This is a genomic window from Helicobacter bilis (assembly GCF_900198365.1).
GTDB lineage: Bacteria > Campylobacterota > Campylobacteria > Campylobacterales > Helicobacteraceae > Helicobacter_A > Helicobacter_A bilis_B.
This window is the reverse complement of sequence record NZ_FZMS01000081.1, coordinates 1-21347: the sequence shown is the minus strand read 5'-3', so window position 1 is coordinate 21347 and position 21347 is coordinate 1. Positions and strand designations below refer to the sequence as shown.

23 protein-coding genes and 1 pseudogene are annotated in these 21347 nt (G+C 35.2%); 20 read left to right on the top strand and 4 right to left on the bottom strand.

Going from position 1 to position 21347, the window contains the following annotated elements; all coding sequences use genetic code 11:
* Both C6H08_RS09770 and C6H08_RS09765 read right to left on the bottom strand, forming a co-directional pair.
* A partial coding sequence (locus C6H08_RS09770) for a GTPase (protein WP_158656859.1) occupies positions 1–1139 on the bottom strand: 1139 nt, incomplete at its 3' end.
* A gap of 97 nt (positions 1140–1236) precedes the next feature.
* A complete protein-coding gene (locus C6H08_RS09765) occupies positions 1237–1332 on the bottom strand; it encodes a DUF3944 domain-containing protein (protein WP_080732237.1) in 96 nt (31 codons plus the stop codon).
* Positions 1333–1620: 288 nt separating this feature from the next.
* Here C6H08_RS09765 and C6H08_RS09760 point away from each other — a divergent pair, with 288 nt between their 5' ends.
* Positions 1621–2892 carry an HP0729 family protein gene (locus tag C6H08_RS09760; RefSeq protein ID WP_034579109.1) on the top strand — a complete coding sequence of 424 codons (1272 nt, stop codon included), beginning with the start codon at positions 1621–1623 and terminating at the stop codon, positions 2890–2892.
* 178 nt (positions 2893–3070) lie between these two features.
* On the opposite strand, the gene C6H08_RS09755 is transcribed toward C6H08_RS09760, so the two are convergent.
* Positions 3071–3541 (bottom strand): acyl-CoA thioesterase, encoded by a 471-nt coding sequence (locus tag C6H08_RS09755; protein WP_034565458.1) that lies wholly within the window; start codon positions 3539–3541, stop codon positions 3071–3073.
* Positions 3542–3622: 81 nt separating this feature from the next.
* On the opposite strand from C6H08_RS09755, the gene galE reads away from it, so the two are divergent.
* Positions 3623–4660 (top strand): UDP-glucose 4-epimerase GalE, encoded by a 1038-nt coding sequence (gene galE, locus C6H08_RS09750; protein ID WP_104686185.1) that lies wholly within the window; start codon positions 3623–3625, stop codon positions 4658–4660.
* A gap of 384 nt (positions 4661–5044) precedes the next feature.
* Here the strand turns inward: galE and bioB are convergent, their stop codons facing one another.
* Positions 5045–5989: a biotin synthase BioB gene (gene bioB / locus C6H08_RS09745; RefSeq protein WP_034579726.1), complete on the bottom strand. Its 945-nt coding sequence runs from the start codon at positions 5987–5989 to the stop codon at positions 5045–5047.
* A 1175-nt stretch (positions 5990–7164) separates the two neighbouring features.
* Here bioB and C6H08_RS11375 point away from each other — a divergent pair.
* The 18 genes and pseudogenes from C6H08_RS11375 to C6H08_RS09650 all read left to right on the top strand — a co-directional run.
* Entirely contained in the window at positions 7165–7320 is a 156-nt protein-coding gene (locus C6H08_RS11375) for a hypothetical protein (protein ID WP_158656858.1), read from the top strand.
* A 208-nt stretch (positions 7321–7528) separates the two neighbouring features.
* Positions 7529–7711: a hypothetical protein gene (locus tag C6H08_RS09735; RefSeq protein WP_034562905.1), complete on the top strand. Its 183-nt coding sequence runs from the start codon at positions 7529–7531 to the stop codon at positions 7709–7711.
* A 154-nt stretch (positions 7712–7865) separates the two neighbouring features.
* Positions 7866–8048: a hypothetical protein gene (locus C6H08_RS09730; protein WP_034562903.1), complete on the top strand. Its 183-nt coding sequence runs from the start codon at positions 7866–7868 to the stop codon at positions 8046–8048.
* Positions 8049–8436: 388 nt separating this feature from the next.
* Positions 8437–8718 (top strand): hypothetical protein, encoded by a 282-nt coding sequence (locus C6H08_RS09725; RefSeq protein WP_104686184.1) that lies wholly within the window; start codon positions 8437–8439, stop codon positions 8716–8718.
* A gap of 92 nt (positions 8719–8810) precedes the next feature.
* Positions 8811–9044, top strand: a complete 234-nt coding sequence (locus C6H08_RS09720) for a hypothetical protein (RefSeq protein ID WP_104686183.1) — start codon at positions 8811–8813, stop codon at positions 9042–9044.
* Between the two features lie 720 nt (positions 9045–9764).
* On the top strand, positions 9765–10235 hold the full coding sequence (gene folK / locus C6H08_RS09710; RefSeq protein ID WP_005218163.1) for a 2-amino-4-hydroxy-6-hydroxymethyldihydropteridine diphosphokinase: 471 nt from the start codon (positions 9765–9767) through the stop codon (positions 10233–10235).
* Positions 10232–11680, top strand: coding sequence for a flagellar biosynthesis protein FlhF (gene flhF, locus C6H08_RS09705; RefSeq protein WP_034565430.1), 1449 nt, complete (start codon positions 10232–10234; stop codon positions 11678–11680). The genes folK and flhF overlap by 4 nt, the downstream gene beginning before the upstream one ends.
* A gap of 236 nt (positions 11681–11916) precedes the next feature.
* Positions 11917–12750 (top strand): fumarate reductase cytochrome b subunit, encoded by an 834-nt coding sequence (locus C6H08_RS09700; protein ID WP_004087235.1) that lies wholly within the window; start codon positions 11917–11919, stop codon positions 12748–12750.
* Between the two features lie 16 nt (positions 12751–12766).
* The gene (locus tag C6H08_RS09695) at positions 12767–14737 is read left to right on the top strand and encodes a fumarate reductase flavoprotein subunit (RefSeq protein ID WP_005218160.1); all 1971 of its coding nucleotides are present in this window, start codon (positions 12767–12769) and stop codon (positions 14735–14737) included.
* Positions 14737–15471, top strand: a complete 735-nt coding sequence (locus tag C6H08_RS09690; protein ID WP_004087231.1) for a fumarate reductase iron-sulfur subunit — start codon at positions 14737–14739, stop codon at positions 15469–15471. The genes C6H08_RS09695 and C6H08_RS09690 overlap by 1 nt, the downstream gene beginning before the upstream one ends.
* A 366-nt stretch (positions 15472–15837) precedes the next feature.
* Positions 15838–16710, top strand: coding sequence for a glucose-1-phosphate thymidylyltransferase RfbA (rfbA, locus tag C6H08_RS09685; RefSeq protein WP_034565433.1), 873 nt, complete (start codon positions 15838–15840; stop codon positions 16708–16710).
* Positions 16711–16725: 15 nt separating this feature from the next.
* Complete coding sequence (gene rfbB, locus C6H08_RS09680) at positions 16726–17748, top strand: dTDP-glucose 4,6-dehydratase (protein ID WP_034565435.1); 1023 nt, start codon at positions 16726–16728, stop codon at positions 17746–17748.
* Complete coding sequence (locus tag C6H08_RS09675; protein ID WP_034565437.1) at positions 17745–18341, top strand: acyltransferase; 597 nt, start codon at positions 17745–17747, stop codon at positions 18339–18341. Before rfbB ends, C6H08_RS09675 begins: the two co-directional genes overlap by 4 nt.
* Before the next feature lie 22 nt (positions 18342–18363).
* Entirely contained in the window at positions 18364–18777 is a 414-nt protein-coding gene (locus C6H08_RS09670; RefSeq protein ID WP_104686182.1) for a sugar 3,4-ketoisomerase, read from the top strand.
* A gap of 13 nt (positions 18778–18790) precedes the next feature.
* The gene (locus C6H08_RS09665) at positions 18791–19189 is read left to right on the top strand and encodes a sugar 3,4-ketoisomerase (RefSeq protein WP_034580053.1); all 399 of its coding nucleotides are present in this window, start codon (positions 18791–18793) and stop codon (positions 19187–19189) included.
* A gap of 2 nt (positions 19190–19191) precedes the next feature.
* Positions 19192–19944: a class I SAM-dependent methyltransferase gene (locus C6H08_RS09660; RefSeq protein WP_034580052.1), complete on the top strand. Its 753-nt coding sequence runs from the start codon at positions 19192–19194 to the stop codon at positions 19942–19944.
* 37 nt (positions 19945–19981) lie between these two features.
* Positions 19982–20770, top strand: a complete 789-nt coding sequence (locus C6H08_RS09655; RefSeq protein WP_104686181.1) for a class I SAM-dependent methyltransferase — start codon at positions 19982–19984, stop codon at positions 20768–20770.
* Positions 20767–21347 (top strand): annotated as a pseudogene (locus C6H08_RS09650) (GNAT family N-acetyltransferase); the annotation flags it as partial. The gene C6H08_RS09655 and the pseudogene C6H08_RS09650, both read left to right, overlap by 4 nt.

The following is a 21347-nucleotide window of genomic DNA, read 5'->3' as shown; positions in this document are numbered from 1 at the left end:
CCTGTATCCTTTTTCACCCGCTCTTGTATATCATTGACTTTAGAATCTAAATATTGTATTTGCTTATCAGTTAATTTTCGTCCATTTTCTACAAAATCCACTCTATCAATAACACAATCACATTTATTTAGCACAATAAGGATTCTATCTTTATTTGGCATATTGGGGATTATCACTTTATTGATAAGCTTATATGCGGTTTCTAAATCTTTATTAGTCGCATCAAGGATAACTAGCACTAAATCAATTAAAGCATTGCCATCTTTATCTTTTTCTTGAAGTTTTGCGATTATATTATCTTTATGCTTTTTATCTTTTTCCTCACCTTCACCAAGCCCTGGTGAATCCCAAAGTGTAATATTGTTGCTAATAACAAATTTTTCTATATTTTGTGTTTGTGGTTTTGAATCTGTGCCAATCTCTACAAAATCCTTACCATTTTTAAAGAGAGCGGCAATTGTAGAGCTTTTGCCAACACCCGTAGCACCTACAACAAGGATATTAAGCTTTACTTTTAAATGCTCCATAATCTTTGTTGCCAATTTTATTTTTTGGTCTTCTTCTAGCTCATCACTAATAGCTTCTAATTCTACTAATATTTCTTTATGATTTTTCTCTAATTCTTCAATCTTTTTTCTGTGTATATGTCTTTGTCGTAAAAAAGCTATTTGGAATGCCGCTGGTATGGTCACACGATATGCTGGTCCCATTATATCAGATACTAGCCACAGCGTTGTTATACCCATTAAGATGGGATTTATAAGCCCAACTACTTTACCAATACCTAAAGTCGCACCAACACTTGCAAATGCTGCTGCACCAACAGCTGTTGTCATGCCAAAAGTTTGCATAACTGCAGAGGCTACAATGGCTGATAGCTGATACATGTAAAGCCCGTTTGCATTTTCTGGTTGTATTTCTTTCATCATTGCTTCTAGCTTTTTTGGATCTTCTTTTGCAAGAGATTCTGTGATGTTTTTGAACATCTTGGTTATTAAAGCATTCTCAATTGCAATGGTCTTATCATCTTTAGAATAACTAACTTTTTGTTTATCACACACCTCACACAGAATCTCTTTGTATAAGACACCACCGCTTCTCACCATATTTACAAATGTATGTCCACCAAATCTTTGCACTTCCTCCATAATATCATCAATATATTGGTGGTGATTTGGATAGTGCTTCTTGTAAGAATCTTTACCTGTAAGACTCTCTGCATATCGCGTTTTACCATCAGTACCTTTTTGTTAGCAACTCCACCAATACATCCAACTCTTCACTTGGAATCTCTCTCAAAAATTCCAAATCACTATCTTTCTTGTAAGCCATGATAATCCTTTGTGAAAAATACTAAATGTAATAATTTAGTAAAATCATTTTACAAAAAAAAGAAATGTAAACATGAAAAATAAAAGTATTTTTTTTGTAATTTTTGGGGCAAGTGAGTTGTAGCTGCAAAAATGCGTTTTACGCTTGACAAAAAAAGTCCTGTAACATGCACTAAAATATGCTGCAAAAGACATGCAAAACTCTATATATCCGCTTAGTTTTTCAATGCAGAGATATTAAGCTTTATAGGTTTTAGATTATAATATCTAAAAACATAAGGAAATAACAATGAATACCACAGCCTTACTCATACTCTATAACCCATATTATCAAAATGATGTCATAGAATCTCATCTTGAGATTCTAAAACTACATGGAAAAGTCTCGTTTGGTAAAATAAAATCAAAAATGAGAAATCCACAACTAGAAATCATGCAAAATAGCAATGCAAACACAGAATCTAGCCACAACGATACTACAACCCACAGCAAAGATTCCATAAAACACACGCAACATACGGTAATAAACACAATAGAATCTACACAAACAGATTCCATGCAAACACTGATAAATCAAACAAACACACAGAATCCACTGCAACTTTTTCTTACTGATTATGCAAACCTTTATGTTTGTAAGGTTGTCTCTATATCTAAGGATAAAAATGTCCCTGCTCCTGCATATTATGATGAAAAGGGGCTTTGTGTAGAGTTTTGGTTTGAAATAAGTGATATGCAAGAACTTGTAAGAAATAATTTTGCAAATGTGAGAGATATGTTTTTGGCAAATTTTAAAACCTCGCACAATAATCGCACTTTTGCACTCTATGGCAACGACTATACTTATCCACTTGCAATCACAATGAAAAAGCATAGGGATTATTTTGCTACATTTCATGCAAATAAACAGCCTATTCTGCATTATCACAATATGTTTAAAACACAAGAGCAAATTCAAATGCGTAAAAATTTGATTGACTTTATCTTTGGTGAAAATTTGATTTATGATTTACTAACAGATTCTGTTGAAAATCTTATTAACGCTGAGTTAGAATACCATGCAAATAAAGGCAATCCACTCTATGACTGCACTGGCATTGTGATGCTATATAGTAAAACTATGGAGCAAGAGATAGGGCGATTTTGCAAGAAATTATTTAAAAACCTAGATATATTTGAAACAAGTCAAAATCAAAATAGCATAGGCGATTACACATATAAAGTGCAAGGGATAGAATCTAGTATAAAAGAATGGCTAGATTCTAAAGCTTTAATAATGCCAAATTTAGGCACATTAAATCACCTTTTAAATACCTTTAGGCAAAATATCTATAACTTTGCAAAGCATGGTATAAAAGATTCTAAAAATATTGGCTTGATGTATTTTATAGCTGAGTTGCAACAATTTATTAGAATCTTGCAGCCCATTAGAAATACCACAGCACACGCTACAAAAGCAAACTTAAAGGAAGTTCTAACTTTACGCAAACAGATTTTAGGTATAGGGAGTGATAGTATTTTAGTTAAAATGCTAGTCTTGCATTTAATGTTTCCATATTGATACAATTTTAAAATGCGGCTAGGAAAATAAAACCTTCATCCCTAGTGAAAAGCATGAAATTTATCATAAAATAATTTCTCACTTTAAAATAGTAGGGCAAAATTAGTTGATTAAGATTTTTACTATCAGCATACATAAAGCTAGATAAAAGATTGTTAAAGTAGGCTTTTATGGGTTCTTACTTCTTACTTTTTAGCTTTGCCTTGCTTGCTTCTCGCCTTAGTCTTCCTGCCTCAAATCGTCTTTTTTCTTCTTCAGTTTCTGGTGTGAGTGGTGGGACTTTTGTTGGTTTGCCATTAGAATCTAGGGCCACCATTGTAAAGTAAGAGCTATTGCAATGTGTTAGTGTCCGCTTTGCAATATCCTCTGCTACTACGCGGATTCCGACTTCAACGCTTGTTGTGCCAGTGTAATTAATCGATGCAAGAAAATGAATAAGATTCCCTATTTTTATCGGGCTTTTAAACAGCACTCTATCGACACTAAGCGTTACCACACCGATACCACAATATCGTGTCGCACACGCATACGCCACGCCATCTAGCATTTTTAATAAATCGCCTCCATGCATTACACCATTAAAATTCACATATTCAGGTGTCGCCAAAATCGACATTCTTAAAGTTTTATTATCAAAAACAGATTCCATATTTCTCTCCATTGAGTTAAACTGAAAGTAGCATTATAATGTTATAATGTAGGTTTTTAATTTGAGATATGAAGGAAAATTATGAAGATACTTTTTACAGGCGGTTGTGGCTACATCGGCTCACATTGTGCGCTTCATTTTTTACAACATACAGAAGCTGAAATCATTATTGTAGATAATCTCTCAACAGGATTTTTGAAAAACTATGAATATTTAAAACATCAATTTGGTGATAGAGTGCGACTTGTGCGTGAAGACTTGGCAAATTGTGAAGAGGTTTTTAAACAATATAAAATTGATACAGTGTTACATTTTGGTGCATTTATCAGCGTAGCACAATCTGTGGAAGATCCTATTCTTTACTATACAAATAATACTTCTAAAACGCTACAATTACTCTCATATTGTGCGAAATATAAGGTGAAAAACTTTATCTTTTCAAGCACGGCGGCAGTCTATGGTGAGCCAAATGAAGAGCATATCCCCGTTACAGAATCTTGCCCATTGCAGCCCATTAACCCTTATGGTTGGAGTAAGCTTATGGTAGAAACTATGTTGCAAGATATAGCAGAATCTTCAAAGATTAATTATGTTATTTTGCGATATTTTAATGTAGCAGGGGCAAATATGCTAAATGACTATACAGCAGATAGGGCATTAGGACAGCGTGTTAAGAATGCCACTCATCTTATCAAGGTGGCATGTGAATGTGCGGTAGGCAAGAGAGAGGGCATGAGTATTTATGGGACAAATTATCATACGCAAGATGGCACTTGCATAAGGGATTATATACATGTTGATGATTTATCTATGGCACACATTGAAGCTTATAAGCTGCTGCAAAATGCGGTTGGACCGCTTGGAGAGATATTTAATGTAGGTTATGGAATGGGTTTCAGCGTCAAAGAAGTGATTGAGTGTGTAAAAGAAGTCAGTAAAAATAATTTTAAAGTCTATACCACAGGTAGGCGTGCAGGCGATCCAGCAATACTTATCGCAGATAATGCAAAGATTCTAAAAAATACAGAATGGAATCCACAATATAGTAATCTCGCAAAGATTGTTGAGAGTGCATACAAGTGGGAACTTTTTCTTAAAATGCAAGAGCAGGAGAAGTAAGGGGGGGGGGGGGGGGAAAATTTGGCTTAAATTTGGGATGAAGTGCAAATATAATTGTAGAATCCAATAATTAAAGAGCCATATATCAAAAGATATCCTGTAGTTTATTGGTGGTTTCATTGCAATTGTAGTCTTACTTTACGCACAGATGATGGAAAGTTTCACTTTGATTTCATACTCTGTTGGGCGTAAGGGAGTTGCTCAAAATTAGCTTCCAAAAACATTATCACTCTTGTAGCCCCAGATAAGATTCCTGCTTGGAGGCTAAAATAGAAGTGTATTTACCAAATATTTTGTTTTACTAAATGGCGGCAACAATGGGTATTACATAGTTTATTTCATCTTGTTTAATCAAATAAACCTATTCTACACCCCCCCCCCCCCTTACGCCTTTGCCTCAACAAAGACTTCTTTCGAAAGATTAAGTCTTGCAAATAGCATATCATCTCTAGTTGGTGTGGCATTCTCGGTAGTAAGCAATCTATCACCATAAAAGACTGAATTAGCCCCTGCAAAAAAGCATAACGCTTGCAAGGAATCATCCATTTGTGCTCTACCTGCTGATAAACGAATATAGGATTTTGGCATAAGAATGCGAGCTAGGGCGATAATCCTTACAAAGTCAAAGCAATCAAGCGTTTCGCCATTTTCTAGCGGTGTCCCCGGAATCCTTACAAGCTGATTAATCGGTATAGATTCTGGTGGCGTGGGGAGATTTGCAAGTAAAACTAACATATTGATTCTGTCTTCATTGCTTTCACCTAAACCTAAAATCCCGCCGACACAGATTTTAAGCCCTGCATCACGCACATTTTTGATGGTATTTAGTCTATCCTCAAAAGTCCGCGTAGTGATGACATTGCTATAATATTCCTTTGAAGTATCAATGTTATGATTGTAGAAATCTAGTCCAGAATCTTTTAGCTTTTGTGCTTGATTTTCATTCAATAAACCCAAAGTTACGCATGTCTCCATACCTAAATCTTTCACCTCGCCTATCACCTCGCAAAGCACCTCAAGGTCTTTATCTCTAGGGCTTCTGCCAGATGCCCCCATGCAAAAACGAGAGCTTCCTTTTTCTTTTGCTGCCTTTGCGTATTTTAGAATCTGTTCTTTATCTAGCATACTTTCTTTTTTCGTGCCTGTGTTGTAATGGGCTGATTGCGCACAATATGAGCAGTTTTCCGTGCAAGCACCCGTTTTTACGCTTAAAAGTGTGCTTGTCTGCAGTGAGTTTGGATTGAAATTTTCTCTATGCAGAGTGTGTGCTTTATAGAGTAATTCCATAAATGGCAATTCAAAAATTTTATGTGCTTCTTCGTAAGTCATTGTTTATCCCTTGAAATTAGTATAAGGCTTTTATTATCTTTTATTTGTGTTAATAAGGCAAATTTTTTAGTGGCATAGCAACTCAATCGTTACAAAAAGTAAGACTTTATGATATTGATATGCTTGGGGCGGAGTTTAGAATTTAATTTAATCAACTCTAGCATTATAGGTTGCGTCAATAATATAGCAGGTATTCCTACACCTTGCATGCAAGTGGCTTTAATGCTTCCAACTGTAAGAGCTTTTAAAAAATATAATGATGATTATCCCATAATGCAAGTTTTAGTTAGCGGCAATGTCTTTAGTGATAGAGGTTTCTCTCTTATTGCTGCACCTAAGCCTAATTCATTCAGGATTAATTCCCCCCTCCCCCCAAATCCTAGTAGTTACTAATACACAGAGTAAAAATATTTTAGAATCAAAAATAGCTTATCGTAAGCCTACTTTTATTATCTGCTATAAATTAGATACCTTGCAAAAAACTCCCTCAATATCTATCAATGCAAGATTAATAGCAAAGAAATCAAAAATAACAAAGTATTTCAAGAAAATGATTATAAGGATAAAGATTTTATAAATAAAACATTCTGTATAGTATTTGACAATCACAAAAGGGCATATATTAATCATTCCCAAAAGAATATCAAAGATTCTAAACCAAGCATATAGAGATAATAAAGAAGCTACGCAGAATAAAGACTATGGATATGGTCATTTTAAACTACTAGATAATACATATAAGGAATATATATAAGATAGCATATTCTTTAGAGAAATACGGCTTATGTCATCTTACTGCAATAAACTTATGATAAAATTTGGAAAATGAATATAAATGAGGATATGCAGAGTAGTTTTAATAGCTACAATGCTTTATCAAATGTATATGTGAGATAATTATGCAAGATGATAAAAAGCACAACACACAATTACAATTGATAAAGTATTACAGATAAATAGCTATAAAGAATAAAAGATTCTATTGCAAGATTTTTACAATCAGCACAAAACAATAAAAGAAATATAACAATCATTGCCCCTACTGACTTTATCGCAGAGAGATTATATAAGGAATTTAGTGAATATATGGATACTTGCACCATAGAAACCATTTGCTTTTATCCAATTAAACCAGAATGTTTAATTTCAAATGATTGCAAAGCAAAAAGAAAGATATGGCAGGAAAAACTAAATATTGCATATATGAATGTAATGAGAATCCACTAGAAGTATTTATAAACAAGGTGACAAAAGAGGCAAATAGGGTAAAAGAAAATAAACAGAAGGAAGTAGGAAAGTCAAATTTTTATATGAATTTGCAAGTGCCTTAGTCTCACCTCTACTGCAGGTTAGCTCTGGCAAGAGTAGGGATTTATATAATATACATTCTGTGAAAGCTAATCAAAAAAAATAAGTAATATGGCTTCTTTGAGGACATAGAGCAACTTGACTACACGAACGCATATATAACAATAGGTTTAATGATGTAGATGATACAGATTCTATAGGGATAAAATATATAAAAGAGTTTTTATTGATGTGATAGAGGGAATAACAAACTATTATAAAGCATATATTACAGATGAATACACCATGAGAGATAAATTGAAAGACATAAAAACAAAGCTTATGAATGCTAGAAATGAAATTCTAAAAAATCTAAGCACACAGAGCAAAATAAATAAGATGATGAGACAAGGGCTGATTTACTTGTTGCATTAAAGTTTGGGATAGTCATTATTAGTATGTGTGTTTATCTCTTGGTAGCGGTGCTACATTCATTTTCTTGCTTTAAGCTTAGGTTCTACTTCAGCTATAAGAGAGATTTATGATATAGCAAAAGAATTGCATGAGATAGGACACAATAGACATTACAGTGCACTTGCATTGCCCAACTTACCGCATTTTTGAGGATATTAGCGAAGATCTTGCTATATGTTTGCTAGAATCTCATGTTTTTATGCTATCTGATAGCAGTGGTAATTTTATAGATTTAAGCGGCATTGATGCTGATTTTTTTTATACAAAAAAAGTCTTTCAATCTTACGCCAGACTTTAATTAAATCTTACAAGGAAAATAACATGGACATATACAAAATATTATAAATATACTCGCTAAAAAAAGTCATTTACGATAAATAATAATAGTGAATATTCATATATGTGTATATCCCCATTAAATAAAGATTCTGAAGAAAGCCCATCTTATACCCCATTTAACAAGCTTACAAACTCATATACAAATCTTGTTTATATATCATATAAAAACTTTACATCAAGAATATTAGCAGCTGATATAAAAAGAAAAATATCGCAACACAATCTAGTAAAAACTATCTTATACTCACACAACCACCAAATAAGGAAAAAGCAAGTAGTATGGAGCACAGGCGCTAAGTGGGTTAGACATAAAAATACAAGGCAGACCAGAACTACCTAAGCTAATAATGCAAAATAAAACGCAAGATTATAATGCATATAAACATGATGATATGGATTTAAACAATATTTTTTTATGCTTACCTCCATTTGTAAAAATAGATCAAACAAAAAATTGGGGTGGGGGGATACAAAAGGAAATAAAGCTTTATCAAATGATGATAGAATATATATATATATATATATATAAGTTTATGTTGCAAAATGAAAATACAGAATCCATAAAAGCACTGCAAGAAACTTTTATTAAAGAGCATTTAAGTATTATAGGTTTTTATTTGATTCTATAAAATTCCAAATATATACCAAAAGCGATGATATTGTTTCTGGTGGAGAAAAATATATCTATACGCCAGAAAATACCTTTCTAAAAGCATTGCGTTTGTATTATTTAGAGCAAGATAGCGTGGAGCTTAAAAAGGTGGGGGGGGGGGGGGTCTTGCAGAATTTTATGCAAAAAGCTAGCAACATAGAGCAAACACTGCAGGGAAAAAAGACGCAAGTTTTAGTTCAGTGCAACAGACAACAAACAATTCCCATTTATTTGAAAGATAAAATTCAAGAGGCTATGAAAGCATATAAAGAAAATGAGTGCAATGAATCTAAATTGTGTTAGGAAATTTCATGGGCAATACAACACTATATCCATTTTCAAATGATATAAATAAGATTAGCTTTGCTTTTATAAGCAATAGCATAAAAGAGCAATATATAAGGCTTTAGTAATAAAAATCTCAATGACGCTTTGTTGCTTATTATGCAATCCATTGGAGAAAATATACCAACAAATCTATTGCCTAGCACAAAAATATTTTTCACTAATACGCAAAGTAAAACACTAGAAGCATTAGAGATATCACTAAATAATAAAAAAAAAGATTCCATAAAAGCCTCAAATAATATAAAGAGAAATAAACAAATAAATGACTTATTAAAAAAATAGATTTACAGAAATTAAATCAAAATAGTTTAATCAAACAAGATGTGGAGGGCAATAAACTAACCCTAAGCAAAGAAGGCAATAATATCAAAATACGCATTATAAATAATAATATTATAAAGCAACCGACATATATCACAATATCACCGGATAGCATCAAAGCAAAAAAAGTACATATCAAAAACTATTGACAATGATATAAATAAAGCAGTATCAACAGCCATTACACTTGCTTTAGCAGATGCTTCGCTCGCTAAGATTATAGAATCTAAACTTTTGTATTTCAAAATACTAATTTTTTAGGTATAATAGCGAGTTTTATTAAGATTAGAATTTGGATTAGATTCTCTAACTACTATTTGTTCGTGATAGTTAGTTTATAGGCAAGGAGTTTTTGTGAAGCTATTTACAAAGCATTTTCCTTATGTGCAACATAATTGCAAAAGTTATGCAAATATGGTTGTTTGGGGTATAGGTGCGAATGTTGGTCATTGCATAAAAACTTTTGAGCAACTTTTTTCTTGCTTATATAAACACCCAAAGATTCAGATTCACAGCACAGCATACATTTATAAGAATCCACCTTTTGGATATATAAAACAGCCAGATTTTTACAATACAAGTATTATATTTAGCACATCTTTATGTGTGAGATCGCTTTTTTCTCTTATGTTTTATTTTGAAAGAAAGTTTGGTAGAGAAAGGGTGCGTTTAATGAAAAATGGGGAGCGTAGCTTGGATATTGATTTAATTTTTTATGCGAAAAAGAAGGTAAATTTAGCTCACATGTATCTACCACATAGAGAGTATGCTAATAGGCAGAGTGTGTTGCAGCCACTTACTTTTCAATTAGGTTTATTTAAATGAAGCTTTACACTTATTCAGGAGAGACACCACCAGAGGCTTTGAAAAAAGCACAGAGTATGCATGGAGATGAAGCATTAATCATTGATAGCAAGGAAATAAGAAAAAAAACTCTAACAGAGCCGGGCTTATATGAAGTCGTAGTTGCAGTCCAAGATGATGCAGCCCCAGTGCCACAGCCAGAAGTCGTTGCACCGAGATCTAATAGCATTCAGCAAAGACTTGATGAAATTGCACAAAAAGAGCTTGAGCGAAAAAGGGCACAAAAAAAACTTGATGTTTTTGATGAAGATATTAGTCGTCAGCTTAGTCGTGCAGTAAAAGAGATTTCAGAATTATCTAGCGATATAGATTCGGAAGATATTCGCCTTGATTTTAGTCCGAATGTTACGAATAGATTGCAAACGCAATCTACAAAAAAAGATGATTTACAGGTTGCAAATGCACCGATTTTACAGCAAACTTCAAGCACATTAGAAACACTTAATAAACGAGTTGGATCAAAGTTGCAAGAGCGACAGAATCTGCAGGGGGCAAATGTAGAAGAGTTACGCGGGATAAAGCAAGAATTAGACAAATTAAATGATAAACTAAAGCTTATTCAAAACATGGTATGGGACGATAAAAGTCCAAAAAGTGAGGGCATAAATATACCCCACGAGTTTGCTGAAATCTATCGTATTGCAAAGAGTAGCGGTATAATTAAAAGTCATCTTGATGCAATTATGAGCCTTAGCCTTGAGCTTATGCCGCTTAAAATGCGTGAAAATTCTTTGACTATCAAGCGTTATTTTAGGGAAGTGTTGCGTAAAATGGTATATTGTCGTCCAGAAAGCAAGGATATGACAAAAAAAATAATGATGCTTGTAGGTCCAACAGGTGTTGGCAAGACTACCGCACTTGCAAAACTTGCTGCTAGATTCTCACTTGAGAAAAAGGCAAAGGTTGGCATTATCACCCTTGATAGTTACAGAATCGGTGCATTGCAGCAGCTTGAATGGTATGCAGAGAGAATGCGTATTAGTATTCAAATGGTGGTTGCCCCAGAAGAGTTTTTACAAGCCCTAGATTCACTTCGCTATTGTGATTATATTCTAGTTGATACCGCGGGTCGTAGTCAAAATGATAGTGAGAGAATCGCACAGATAAAAAAATATTTGCAGGGTGATTATAAAATAAATACTTCACTTGTTATGAGTGCGACAACAAAATTTGAGGATTTGCGTGATATTTACGATGCGTTTAGTATTTTGAATCTTGATACATTGATATTTAGCAAACTTGATGAAAGTCGTGGCTTAGGCAATATTTTTTCCCTTGCGTATGAGACAAAAAAACCCATCAGTTACTTTTCTATTGGGCAGGAAGTCCCCACAGACTTGGTTGTAGCAACTAATGAGTCGTTAGCTGATTGGCTTTTAGATGGTTTTATAAAACCTATACGATAGCTTTAGATTCTTAGAATCTTCTATACAAATGTACATACTTTTATATCAACTTATCGTAACTACATGTTGTAAAATGGGATTGTGTATAGTTTTTACACATAGTTTTGTAAAAAAAGTTTTAAAACAAATTGCTAAAAGAATTTCAAAGTGATTATATCTTATAATGTTACGCGGGAGTATGCAGGGTAAATGTGGCATACTACTGGCAAATCAAAGCTCATTTTAAGGGAGGCTTAATGCAAGAAGAGAAGGTGATAGAAGGTTATCTTGGCATAACCACAGAACGCAAAAAAAGTAGAGTGCCTGCACGATTAGACTGGTGGCAAAGTGCTACTGGACTTTTTTTAGGCTTATTTATGATAGCGCACATGTTTTTTGTCTCTAGTATTCTTATTAGCGATCAATTCATGTTTACTATTACGAAGTTATTTGAGGGTAGTCCATTTCTTAGCAAAGCTGGAGAACCGAAAATAGTAAGCGGTGTAGCGGCATTTGTATTTATTGTTTTTGTTGCACATGCTTTTTTAGCAATGCGAAAATTTCCTATTAATTATAGGCAATTTCTTGCCCTAAAAGCACATAAGCATGTAATGAAGCACAGCGATACAAGTTTATGGTTTATACAAGCGGCAACAGGCTTTGTTATGTTTTTCTTGGCAAGTGTGCATCTTTATATCATGTTTGCAGAGCCAGATACTATTGGACCAAGTGGTTCTTCATTTAGATTCTTTGAGCAAAACTTTTGGCTGCTCTATATTGTTTTGCTTTTTGCGGTTGAATTGCATGGTTCTATCGGTCTTTATCGTCTTTGCATCAAATGGGGATGGTTTGAAGGGCTTGGAATCAGTGGTTTAAGAACTGCAAAATGGCTTATGAGTGCATTCTTTATTATCTTAGGTCTAGCTACATTCTATGCGTATTTTAGTAAGGGAATGAATCAGGATTTTAAAAGCATTCAAGATGCTAAAGAGTATGACCATGAAAGATTTGGTGTTCATGTTGAAGCAACAAACACAAATGCAATGGCAGACAAAGCTCTTGCTATTGCAAAAGAAAATCTAAGCAAGTAATAGAAAAGGAAGATATATGAAAGTAGTATATTGTGATGCGTTGGTTATTGGGGGCGGATTAGCAGGGCTTAGAGCTTCTATTGCGGCAAAAGAGGCAGGATTAAATACAATTGTATTAAGTCTTGTCCCAGTAAAAAGAAGCCACTCGGCAGCAGCTCAAGGCGGTATGCAAGCAAGTCTTGGAAACTCCGTAAAGAGTGATGGCGATAATGAGGACTTGCACTTTGCTGACACGGTGAAAGGAAGCGACTGGGGTTGTGATCAAGATGTAGCAAGAATGTTTGTTACCACCGCTCCAAAGGCAATTAGGGAGTTAGCAGGATTTGGTGTGCCTTGGACTAGAATCCAAAAAGGTGATCGCCCGGCAGTTATCAATGGCGAAAAGGTAACAATTACAGAAGATGACTTCCGCCACGGCTATATCCATTCACGCGACTTTGGTGGCACAAAAAAATGGCGAACTTGCTATACTGCCGATGCGACAGGACATACTATGCTTTATGCAGTAGCAAATGAAGCCTATAAGCTTGGCGTAGATATTCAAGATAGAAAAGAAGCTATTTCTATCATTCATCAAGATGGCAAGTGTTATGGTGCGGTTGTGCGTGATTTGGTAACAGGCGAACTTATAGCCTATGTGTCTAAAGGCACATTACTTGCCACAGGTGGCTATGGCAGAGTGTATAGAAATACGACAAATGCGGTAATTTGTGAGGGCATTGGTGCGGCTATTGCGATGGAAACAGGTGTTGCAAAGCTTGGTAATATGGAAGCTGTGCAGTTTCACCCAACGCCACTTGTGCCGAGTGGAATCTTGCTTACAGAAGGTTGTAGGGGTGATGGTGGAATCTTGCGTGATGTTGATGGCTATCGCTTTATGCCCGATTATGAACCAGAGAAAAAGGAACTTGCAAGCCGTGATGTTGTGTCTCGTAGAATGCTTGAGCATATCCGCAATGGTAAAGGTGTAAAATCGCCTTATGGTGATCACTTATGGCTTGATATTGCTATCTTGGGCAGGGCACATGTTGAGAGAAATTTACGCGATGTGCAAGATATTTGTAAAACATTTGCAGGTTTAGATCCAGCAGAAAAATGGGCGCCTGTGCGACCTATGCAGCATTACTCTATGGGTGGTATTCGCACAAATTATCAAGGTGAAACTTACCTTAAAGGATTATTTGCCGCAGGTGAAGTTGCGTGCTGGGATTTACATGGATTCAATAGACTTGGTGGAAACTCTGTAAGTGAAGCGGTAGTTTCAGGTATGATTATCGGTGGATATTTCACTGATTATTGTGTGAAAGCACAAATTGAAGTGCAAACTTCTGTGCTTGAGAAGTTTATTAAAGAGCAAGAAAGCTATATTGCTTCTCTTATTAATAATTCTGGCAATGAAGATGTCTATGAGCTTAAAAATGCGATGAAAGATATTATGGATAATGATGTTGGTATTTTCCGTGATGGTAAGAGTCTGCAAGAAGCTGTTAATAAACTTGAAGAGTTATTTAAACGCAGCAGAAATATTCATGTGAAAAACAAAAAGTTGCATAATAACCCAGAGCTAGAAGATGCTTACCGCACGCCAAAAATGCTTAAAGTTGCTTTATGTGTAGCGAAAGGTGCGCTTGATAGGACAGAATCTCGTGGAGCACATTCAAGGGAAGATTATCCAAAAAGAGATGATGCAAATTGGCTTAAACGCACACTTACAAGCTGGGAAGATCCAAACCAAACATTACCAACGGTAACTTATGAAGATTTGGATATTATGAAAATGGAGATTGCTCCGGGATTCCGCGGATATGGTGCTAAAGGTATGATTATTGAGCATCCAAATAGTGCTATAAGACAAGCTGAGATTGATAGAATCACACAAGAGATTCAGGCTAAAGGTGGCGATAGATATGCCCTGCAAGAGGCTCTTATGCCATTTAATTTGCAACCACAATATAAAGCAAGAAATCAAAGATTAGGAGATAGATAATGAGTGCTGAAACTAAAGGAAGAACATTAACTATAAGAGCATTAAAATTTGACCCACAGAGTGCCACTTCAAAGCCGCATTTTAGGGAATACAAAATTGAAGAAGCACATTCTATGACTGTTTTTATTGCGCTTGGTATGATTAGAGAGCAGCAAGACCCGGATTTAAGCTTTGACTTTGTATGTCGTGCTGGAATCTGTGGTAGTTGTGGCATGATGATTAATGGGCGACCCGGTCTTGCTTGCAGAACTTTGACACAAGATTTTCCTGATGGCGTTATCACACTTATGCCACTCCCTGCATTTAAGCTTATTAAAGATTTGAGTGTAAATACAGGCGATTGGTTTGCAGGAATGACAAAGCGAGTTGAAAGCTGGATTCACACACAACACAAGCCTGATATTTCAAAACTTGAAATGCCAATAGAGCCTGAAGTGGCTGATGAAGTTTTTGAGCTTGATAGATGTATTGAGTGTGGGTGCTGTATCGCAAGTTGTGCGACAAAGGTTATGCGTGATGACTTTGTAGGTGCTGCGGGAATGAATAGAATCGTGCGATTTATGATTGATCCGCATGATGAGCGAACTGATGAAGATTATTATGAGCTTGTAGGTAATGATGATGGTGTATTTGGCTGTATGAGTCTTATTGCCTGTCATGATGTATGCCCTAAAGAGTTGCCACTTCAAAGCAAGATAGCATATTTGCGTCGCAAGATGGTGGCTTTACGCTAGAATCTTAATGTTGATTCAGAACTATAAAATGTAGCCTTATTATTGACTTGCATAATTGCAAGTTAGCGTGAAGCTAGTGTCTAGTGCGAAACTTTGGAAAAGGTGAGAACTGACTTATAGCTTGATATTGAGCAAGAATATCAAGCTTGTGTTTAAAGATGTTTTATATTCACTTCATTTTATTTACAAGCAAATCTGTTTTTTAAATGTCCCAATGCAATATTATATAATTTCCATATTTGACTATTAAGCATAATAGATACGCCAAGTATAAACTTTTATATTTACCTTACTTGCAATAATTTTTGCTACAATTTGCACTTTTATGGCGAGTTTTCGAAGTTGTTTAAAGAAAGGTTTGTAGGCATGAAAGGCATAGTTTTAGCAGGTGGAAGTGGGACAAGACTTTATCCATCTACGCTTATGGTATCTAAGCAGTTGTTGCCTATTTATGATAAGCCTATGATTTATTATCCGCTATCTGTGCTAATGCTTGCGCAAATTAGAGAGGTTTTAATCATTTCTACCCCTAAAGATACACCAAGATTTAGAGAGATTTTTGGTGATGGCAATTGGCTTGGTATGGAGATTAGCTACTCTGTGCAAGAAAGCCCAGATGGGTTAGCTCAAGGACTTATTTTAGCAGAGCAGTTTGTAGGCAATGATGATGTAGCATTGATTCTGGGGGATAATGTCTTTTATGGGCAGGGCTTTTCGCCTATGCTTTTAGAGGCAAAGCAAGAGGCACAAAATGGCATTGCTACGATTTTTTCCTATCGTGTTAAAGATCCAGAGCGTTTTGGTGTGGTAGAGATAGATAAAGAGGGTAGGGCGTTAAGCATTGAAGAAAAGCCACAAAGTCCTAAGAGTAATTTTGCAGTAACCGGGCTGTATTTCTATGATAACAACGCCATTTCTATTGCTAAATCTTTAAAGCCTAGTGCAAGGGGAGAGCTAGAAATCACTGATGTGAATATTGCGTATTTAAAGCGAAATAAGTTAAGATCTCAAGTGCTAGGCAGGGGCTTTGCGTGGCTTGATACAGGCACACACGATAGTCTTGTGGAGGCTTCTACTTTTGTGCAGACTATTGAGTTACGACAGGGCTATAAGATTGCTTGTTTAGAAGAGATTGCCTATCATAATGGCTGGATTAATGAAGAAAAACTACTGAATCGTGCTTGTATTTTGCAAAAAAGTGGCTATGGTGAGTATTTGAAAAATCTTTTAGAGCATTAGAGTGGGGGCAGGGCAGTGAAAAGTATTTTAATAACGGGTGGGGCTGGTTTTATCGGTAGCAATTTTGTGTTGTATTTTTTGAAAAAATATCCAAATTATCACATTGTAAATTTAGATCTGCTTACTTACGCTGGGAGTCTAGAGAATCTGAAAGGCGTGGAAAGTTTCAGCAATTATACTTTTATACAGGGCGATATTTGCGATGAAGGCTTGGTGAATGAGATTTTTACAAAATATGAGATTGAAAGTGTAATACATTTTGCTGCTGAATCCCACGTGGATAATTCTATTGCCAATCCCAATGCGTTTATAAAAACAAATGTTAATGGGACTTTTAATCTTTTGCATACTGCTTATTTACATTGGTTTGAAGCACCGCATATTGCAAAAAGGGGCAAGGAAAATTGTGTGTTTCATCACATTAGCACTGATGAAGTTTTTGGCTCTTTGGGCGAGAGTGGCTATTTTACGGAATCTACACCCTACGCACCAAACTCCCCCTATTCAGCTTCCAAGGCATCAAGCGATATGCTTGTGAGATCTTATATCCATACCTATGGATTGAAGGCATTTATTACAAATTGTTCTAATAATTATGGTCCTAAGCAACACGATGAGAAGCTTATCCCCACAATCATTCGTAACGCTTTGCAAGGTGAGACAATACCTATTTATGGCGATGGTAAAAATGTGCGTGATTGGCTCTATGTAGAGGATCATTGCCGTGCTATTGATGTAGTGTTTCACTCACAATGCTATGGCGAGACTTTTAATGTCGGTGGGAATTGTGAGCGTGTGAATATAGAGATTGCAAAGCATATTTGTGCGTTGCTTGATGAGATTGCCCCAAGGGCGGATAAAAAGTCTTATCAAAGTCAAATTGCTTTTGTGCAGGATAGGGTAGGACACGATAGGCGTTATGCCATTGATTCTAGTAAAATAGCTAAGATTCTAGATTGGAAGCCACAAGAGAGTTTCGCAAGTGGGCTAGAGAAGACATTGCGGTATTATGTGAGAAAATATAGGAGTGTTTTATGAATAAAGTAGCTAGAATATTGCAAAAAATAAGAGTGGCGTATTATCGTCATTTCGTTTCTAATGTTAAAGTGTCTGGGGGTTTTAAAATACATTCAGCTACGATTTTTCATAGCGTGAATGAGGGTAAAATATGTATTGCTGATAATGTGCATCTGGGCTATTATCCGTCTCCTTTATTTTTTAATGCGTGCAATCATATTGATGTGCGGGGGGGGGGGGGTAATACTATGATAAGTATAGATTCTAGAACATTTATCAGTAACAATTTCTCTCTTGTTGCATATAAGGAGAACATTCACATTGGCAGGAATTGTTTTATAGGGATAAATTTTCAAGCTATGAGTTCTGATTTTCACGGATTTACAATAGAGAATAGGAATAATGAAGAGTATATACAAAGTGCGGGTGTGGAAATAGGAGATGATTGCTTTATGGGGAATAATGTCATTGTGTTAAAAGGTGTAAAACTTGGAAAAGGCTGTGTTGTGGGAAGTGGGAGTGTGGTAACAAAATCATTTGGGGATAATGCTCTGATTGGTGGTAATCCCGCAAGATTGTTGCGGACAATTCAACAAGATGTAGAAAGAATATGAGAGAGGATATAAAGGAAGGGCTATGTATCAATTAATTGATTTTCAGTATTTTGGTGATAAAGATTCTATCTTGGTGGCTTTGCAGAATGGCTCAAATTGCCCTTTTGATATTAAAAGGGTATTTTATATTTTTAATGTGCCAAATAATGTTATGAGAGGCAATCACGCAAATAGAGATTCCAAATTTTTATTTATTGTGTTAAAGGGGCAGTGTAAGATTAGGGTTGATAATGGAGAAGTGCAAAAAGAGATAGTTTTAAACACGCCAAAGCAGGGACTTTATTTGGATAAAATGATATGGAAACAAATGTATGATTTTTCAAGTGATTGCGTATTGCTTGTTTTAAGCGATACTTATTATAATAAAGATGAGTATATCTATGATTATGATGAATATCGTCATATTATGGGGGGGGGGGGTATAGCTATACCTTGATGGTGGCATAGCTATGAATTACAAGATGATACAGCTAGATACAAAACTTGATAAACGCGGGAAACTCATCGCTTTAGAATCTAATAAAAATCTCCCTTTTGCGATTAAAAGAGTGTATTACATTTATGACACATTACCTGATGAAGAGAGAGGATTCCACGCGCATAAGCAGTTGGAGCAGCTTGTGGTGGCAATGGATGGTGCGTGTGAGTTTGTCCTAGATGATGGGAAAAAGCGGCAGTCTATATGGCTTAATCGTCCTGATGTGGGCTTGTATATTGGCAAAAATATGTGGCGAGAAATGCGGAATTTCTCATATGGTTGTAAGCTAATGATACTAGCTAGTGATTACTATGATGAGAGTGAGTATATCCGTGATTATGATGAATTTTTGAAAGCAGTCAAAGGATAAAAATGCAGCGAGATATAGATAAATATACGCAAGATTATCTAGCGAGTTCTTATGACTTTGAAAGCATTATGGTGTCTTTTCGCCGTAAAAAAGTCTTAGAATTTTTAGAATCTTATAATGCTAAAAATATCTTAGAGATAGGTTGCGGTAGTGATTCTATAGCAAATCATTATAAAGATTTTGAAACTTTTTGTATTGTTGAGCCTTCCAAAGTCTTTGCAGAGAAAGCACAAAAAGATTCTAAAGGCAATAAAAACATTCAAGTGATAAATGACTTTGTAGAATCTAAACTTATAGAGTTAAAAACACAAAAATTTGATTTCATTATCCTTAGCTCTCTTTTGCACGAAGTGATAAATCCAGAATCTTTTTTAAAAGACATATTTAGCTTGTGTGATAGCGATACTTTACTTCATATTAATGTGCCTAATGCGTATTCATTCCATTTATTGTGGGCGTATCAAAGTGGGCTTATTGAGACAATTGGGGATATTACGAAAGAAGCGAGAGAGTTTCAAAGACATACGGCTTTTTCTCTTTCCACCCTTGTAGATTTTGTTATTAAGGTTGACAAGCAAGTAAGCATTATGGATAAAGGCTCATATTTTATCAAACCCTTTAATCACAAGAAAATGCAAGAGTGTATGCAAAATGGAATCATTGATGAGAATCTACTATTAGGACTAGATAAAATGACAGAGTATTTGCCAGAGTTTGGTGCAGAAATATTTCTAAATTGCAAAGTGAGTGCATGAAATGTTTCATAAGAATAAAAGCAGTCAAAGGATAAAAATGCAGCGAGATATAGATAAATATACGCAAGATTATCTAGCGAGTTCTTATGACTTTGAAAACATTATGGTGTCTTTCCGCCGTAAAAAAGTCTTAGAGTTTTTAGAATCTTATAATGCGAAACATATACTAGAAATTGGTTGTGGTAGTGATTCTATAGCAAATCATTATAAAGATTTTGAAACTTTTTGTATTGTTGAGCCTTCCAAAGTCTTTGCAGAGAAAGCACAAAAAGATTCTAAAGGCAATAAAAACATTCAAGTGATAAATGACTTTGTAGAATCTAAACTCACAGAGTTAAAAACACAAAAATTTGATTTCATTATCCTTAGCTCTCTTTTACACGAAGTGATAAATCCAGAATCTTTTTTAAAAGATATATTTAGCCTTTGTGATTCTAATACTTTACTTCATATTAATGTGCCTAATGCGTATTCATTCCATTTGTTGTGGGCGTATCAAAGTGGGCTTATCCCAGAACTTGGCGGTTTAACACATACTGCTAAAAATCTCCAGCAACACACAACTTTTAGCCTTGCAAGCCTTATAGACTTTGTAAATGAAGCTAATGGGGGGGGGGGGGTAAGCATTATGGATAAAGGCTCATATTTTATCAAACCCTTTAATCACAAGAAAATGCAAGAGTGTATGCAAAATGGAATCATTGATGAGAATCTACTATTAGGACTAGATAAAATGACAGAGTATTTGCCAGAGTTTGGTGCGGAAATATTTGTGAATTGCAAAGTGGGTGCGTGTAAGGCAAGTATAGGCAAGGTGGATATATGAAAATACGCCGATATGAGATGAGGCATTGTGCTGATTGGAATGCTTTTAATAAAGATTCTAAGAATGGAATCTTTATGTTTGATAGAAATTATATGGACTATCATGCCGATAGATTTATAGATCATTCATTAATGTTTTATGAAGATTCTAAGCTTATTGCCCTTTTACCTTTAAATATCAAAGATTGCGTATTGTATTCTCATCAAGGGCTAACTTTTGGTGGATTTATCACTAATTCCATAATGAAGCAATACAAAATGCTTGAGTGTTTCAAGGCGTTATTAGAGTATATGCGAGAGATTAAGGCACAAAAGATGATTTATAAAGCAATCCCCTACATTTATCATAAATACCCCGCACAAGAGGATATATATGCGTTGTCTCTCTTTGGGGCAAAACCCTGTCGCACGGATTGTTCTTCAAGTATTAACCTCGCACATTTACTTTCAATGTCAAAGGGTAGAAAAGCACAGATCTCTAGGGCAAAGCGTGAAGGTGTAGTTATAGAATCTTCCACCAACTTCCCCGCTTTTATCACGCTATTAAATGAAGTCTTACAAACAAAGCATAATACACA

What these genes read in the sequence shown, in the direction of transcription:
- rfbA (WP_034565433.1), top strand. Translation starts at nt 15,838, where the DNA reads ATGAAAGGCATAGTTTTAGCAGGTGGAAGTGGGACAAGACTTTATCCA.
- C6H08_RS09670 (WP_104686182.1), top strand. Translation starts at nt 18,364, where the DNA reads ATGTATCAATTAATTGATTTTCAGTATTTTGGTGATAAAGATTCTATC.
- C6H08_RS09695 (WP_005218160.1), top strand. Translation starts at nt 12,767, where the DNA reads ATGAAAGTAGTATATTGTGATGCGTTGGTTATTGGGGGCGGATTAGCA.
- C6H08_RS09665 (WP_034580053.1), top strand. Translation starts at nt 18,791, where the DNA reads ATGAATTACAAGATGATACAGCTAGATACAAAACTTGATAAACGCGGG.
- flhF (WP_034565430.1), top strand. Translation starts at nt 10,232, where the DNA reads ATGAAGCTTTACACTTATTCAGGAGAGACACCACCAGAGGCTTTGAAA.
- C6H08_RS09675 (WP_034565437.1), top strand. Translation starts at nt 17,745, where the DNA reads ATGAATAAAGTAGCTAGAATATTGCAAAAAATAAGAGTGGCGTATTAT.
- C6H08_RS09765 (WP_080732237.1), bottom strand. Translation starts at nt 1,332, where the DNA reads ATGGCTTACAAGAAAGATAGTGATTTGGAATTTTTGAGAGAGATTCCA.
- bioB (WP_034579726.1), bottom strand. Translation starts at nt 5,989, where the DNA reads ATGACTTACGAAGAAGCACATAAAATTTTTGAATTGCCATTTATGGAA.
- C6H08_RS09755 (WP_034565458.1), bottom strand. Translation starts at nt 3,541, where the DNA reads ATGGAATCTGTTTTTGATAATAAAACTTTAAGAATGTCGATTTTGGCG.
- C6H08_RS09660 (WP_034580052.1), top strand. Translation starts at nt 19,192, where the DNA reads ATGCAGCGAGATATAGATAAATATACGCAAGATTATCTAGCGAGTTCT.
- C6H08_RS11375 (WP_158656858.1), top strand. Translation starts at nt 7,165, where the DNA reads ATGGCAGGAAAAACTAAATATTGCATATATGAATGTAATGAGAATCCA.
- galE (WP_104686185.1), top strand. Translation starts at nt 3,623, where the DNA reads ATGAAGATACTTTTTACAGGCGGTTGTGGCTACATCGGCTCACATTGT.
- C6H08_RS09700 (WP_004087235.1), top strand. Translation starts at nt 11,917, where the DNA reads ATGCAAGAAGAGAAGGTGATAGAAGGTTATCTTGGCATAACCACAGAA.
- C6H08_RS09655 (WP_104686181.1), top strand. Translation starts at nt 19,982, where the DNA reads ATGCAGCGAGATATAGATAAATATACGCAAGATTATCTAGCGAGTTCT.
- C6H08_RS09725 (WP_104686184.1), top strand. Translation starts at nt 8,437, where the DNA reads ATGCAAAATAAAACGCAAGATTATAATGCATATAAACATGATGATATG.
- C6H08_RS09760 (WP_034579109.1), top strand. Translation starts at nt 1,621, where the DNA reads ATGAATACCACAGCCTTACTCATACTCTATAACCCATATTATCAAAAT.
- C6H08_RS09690 (WP_004087231.1), top strand. Translation starts at nt 14,737, where the DNA reads ATGAGTGCTGAAACTAAAGGAAGAACATTAACTATAAGAGCATTAAAA.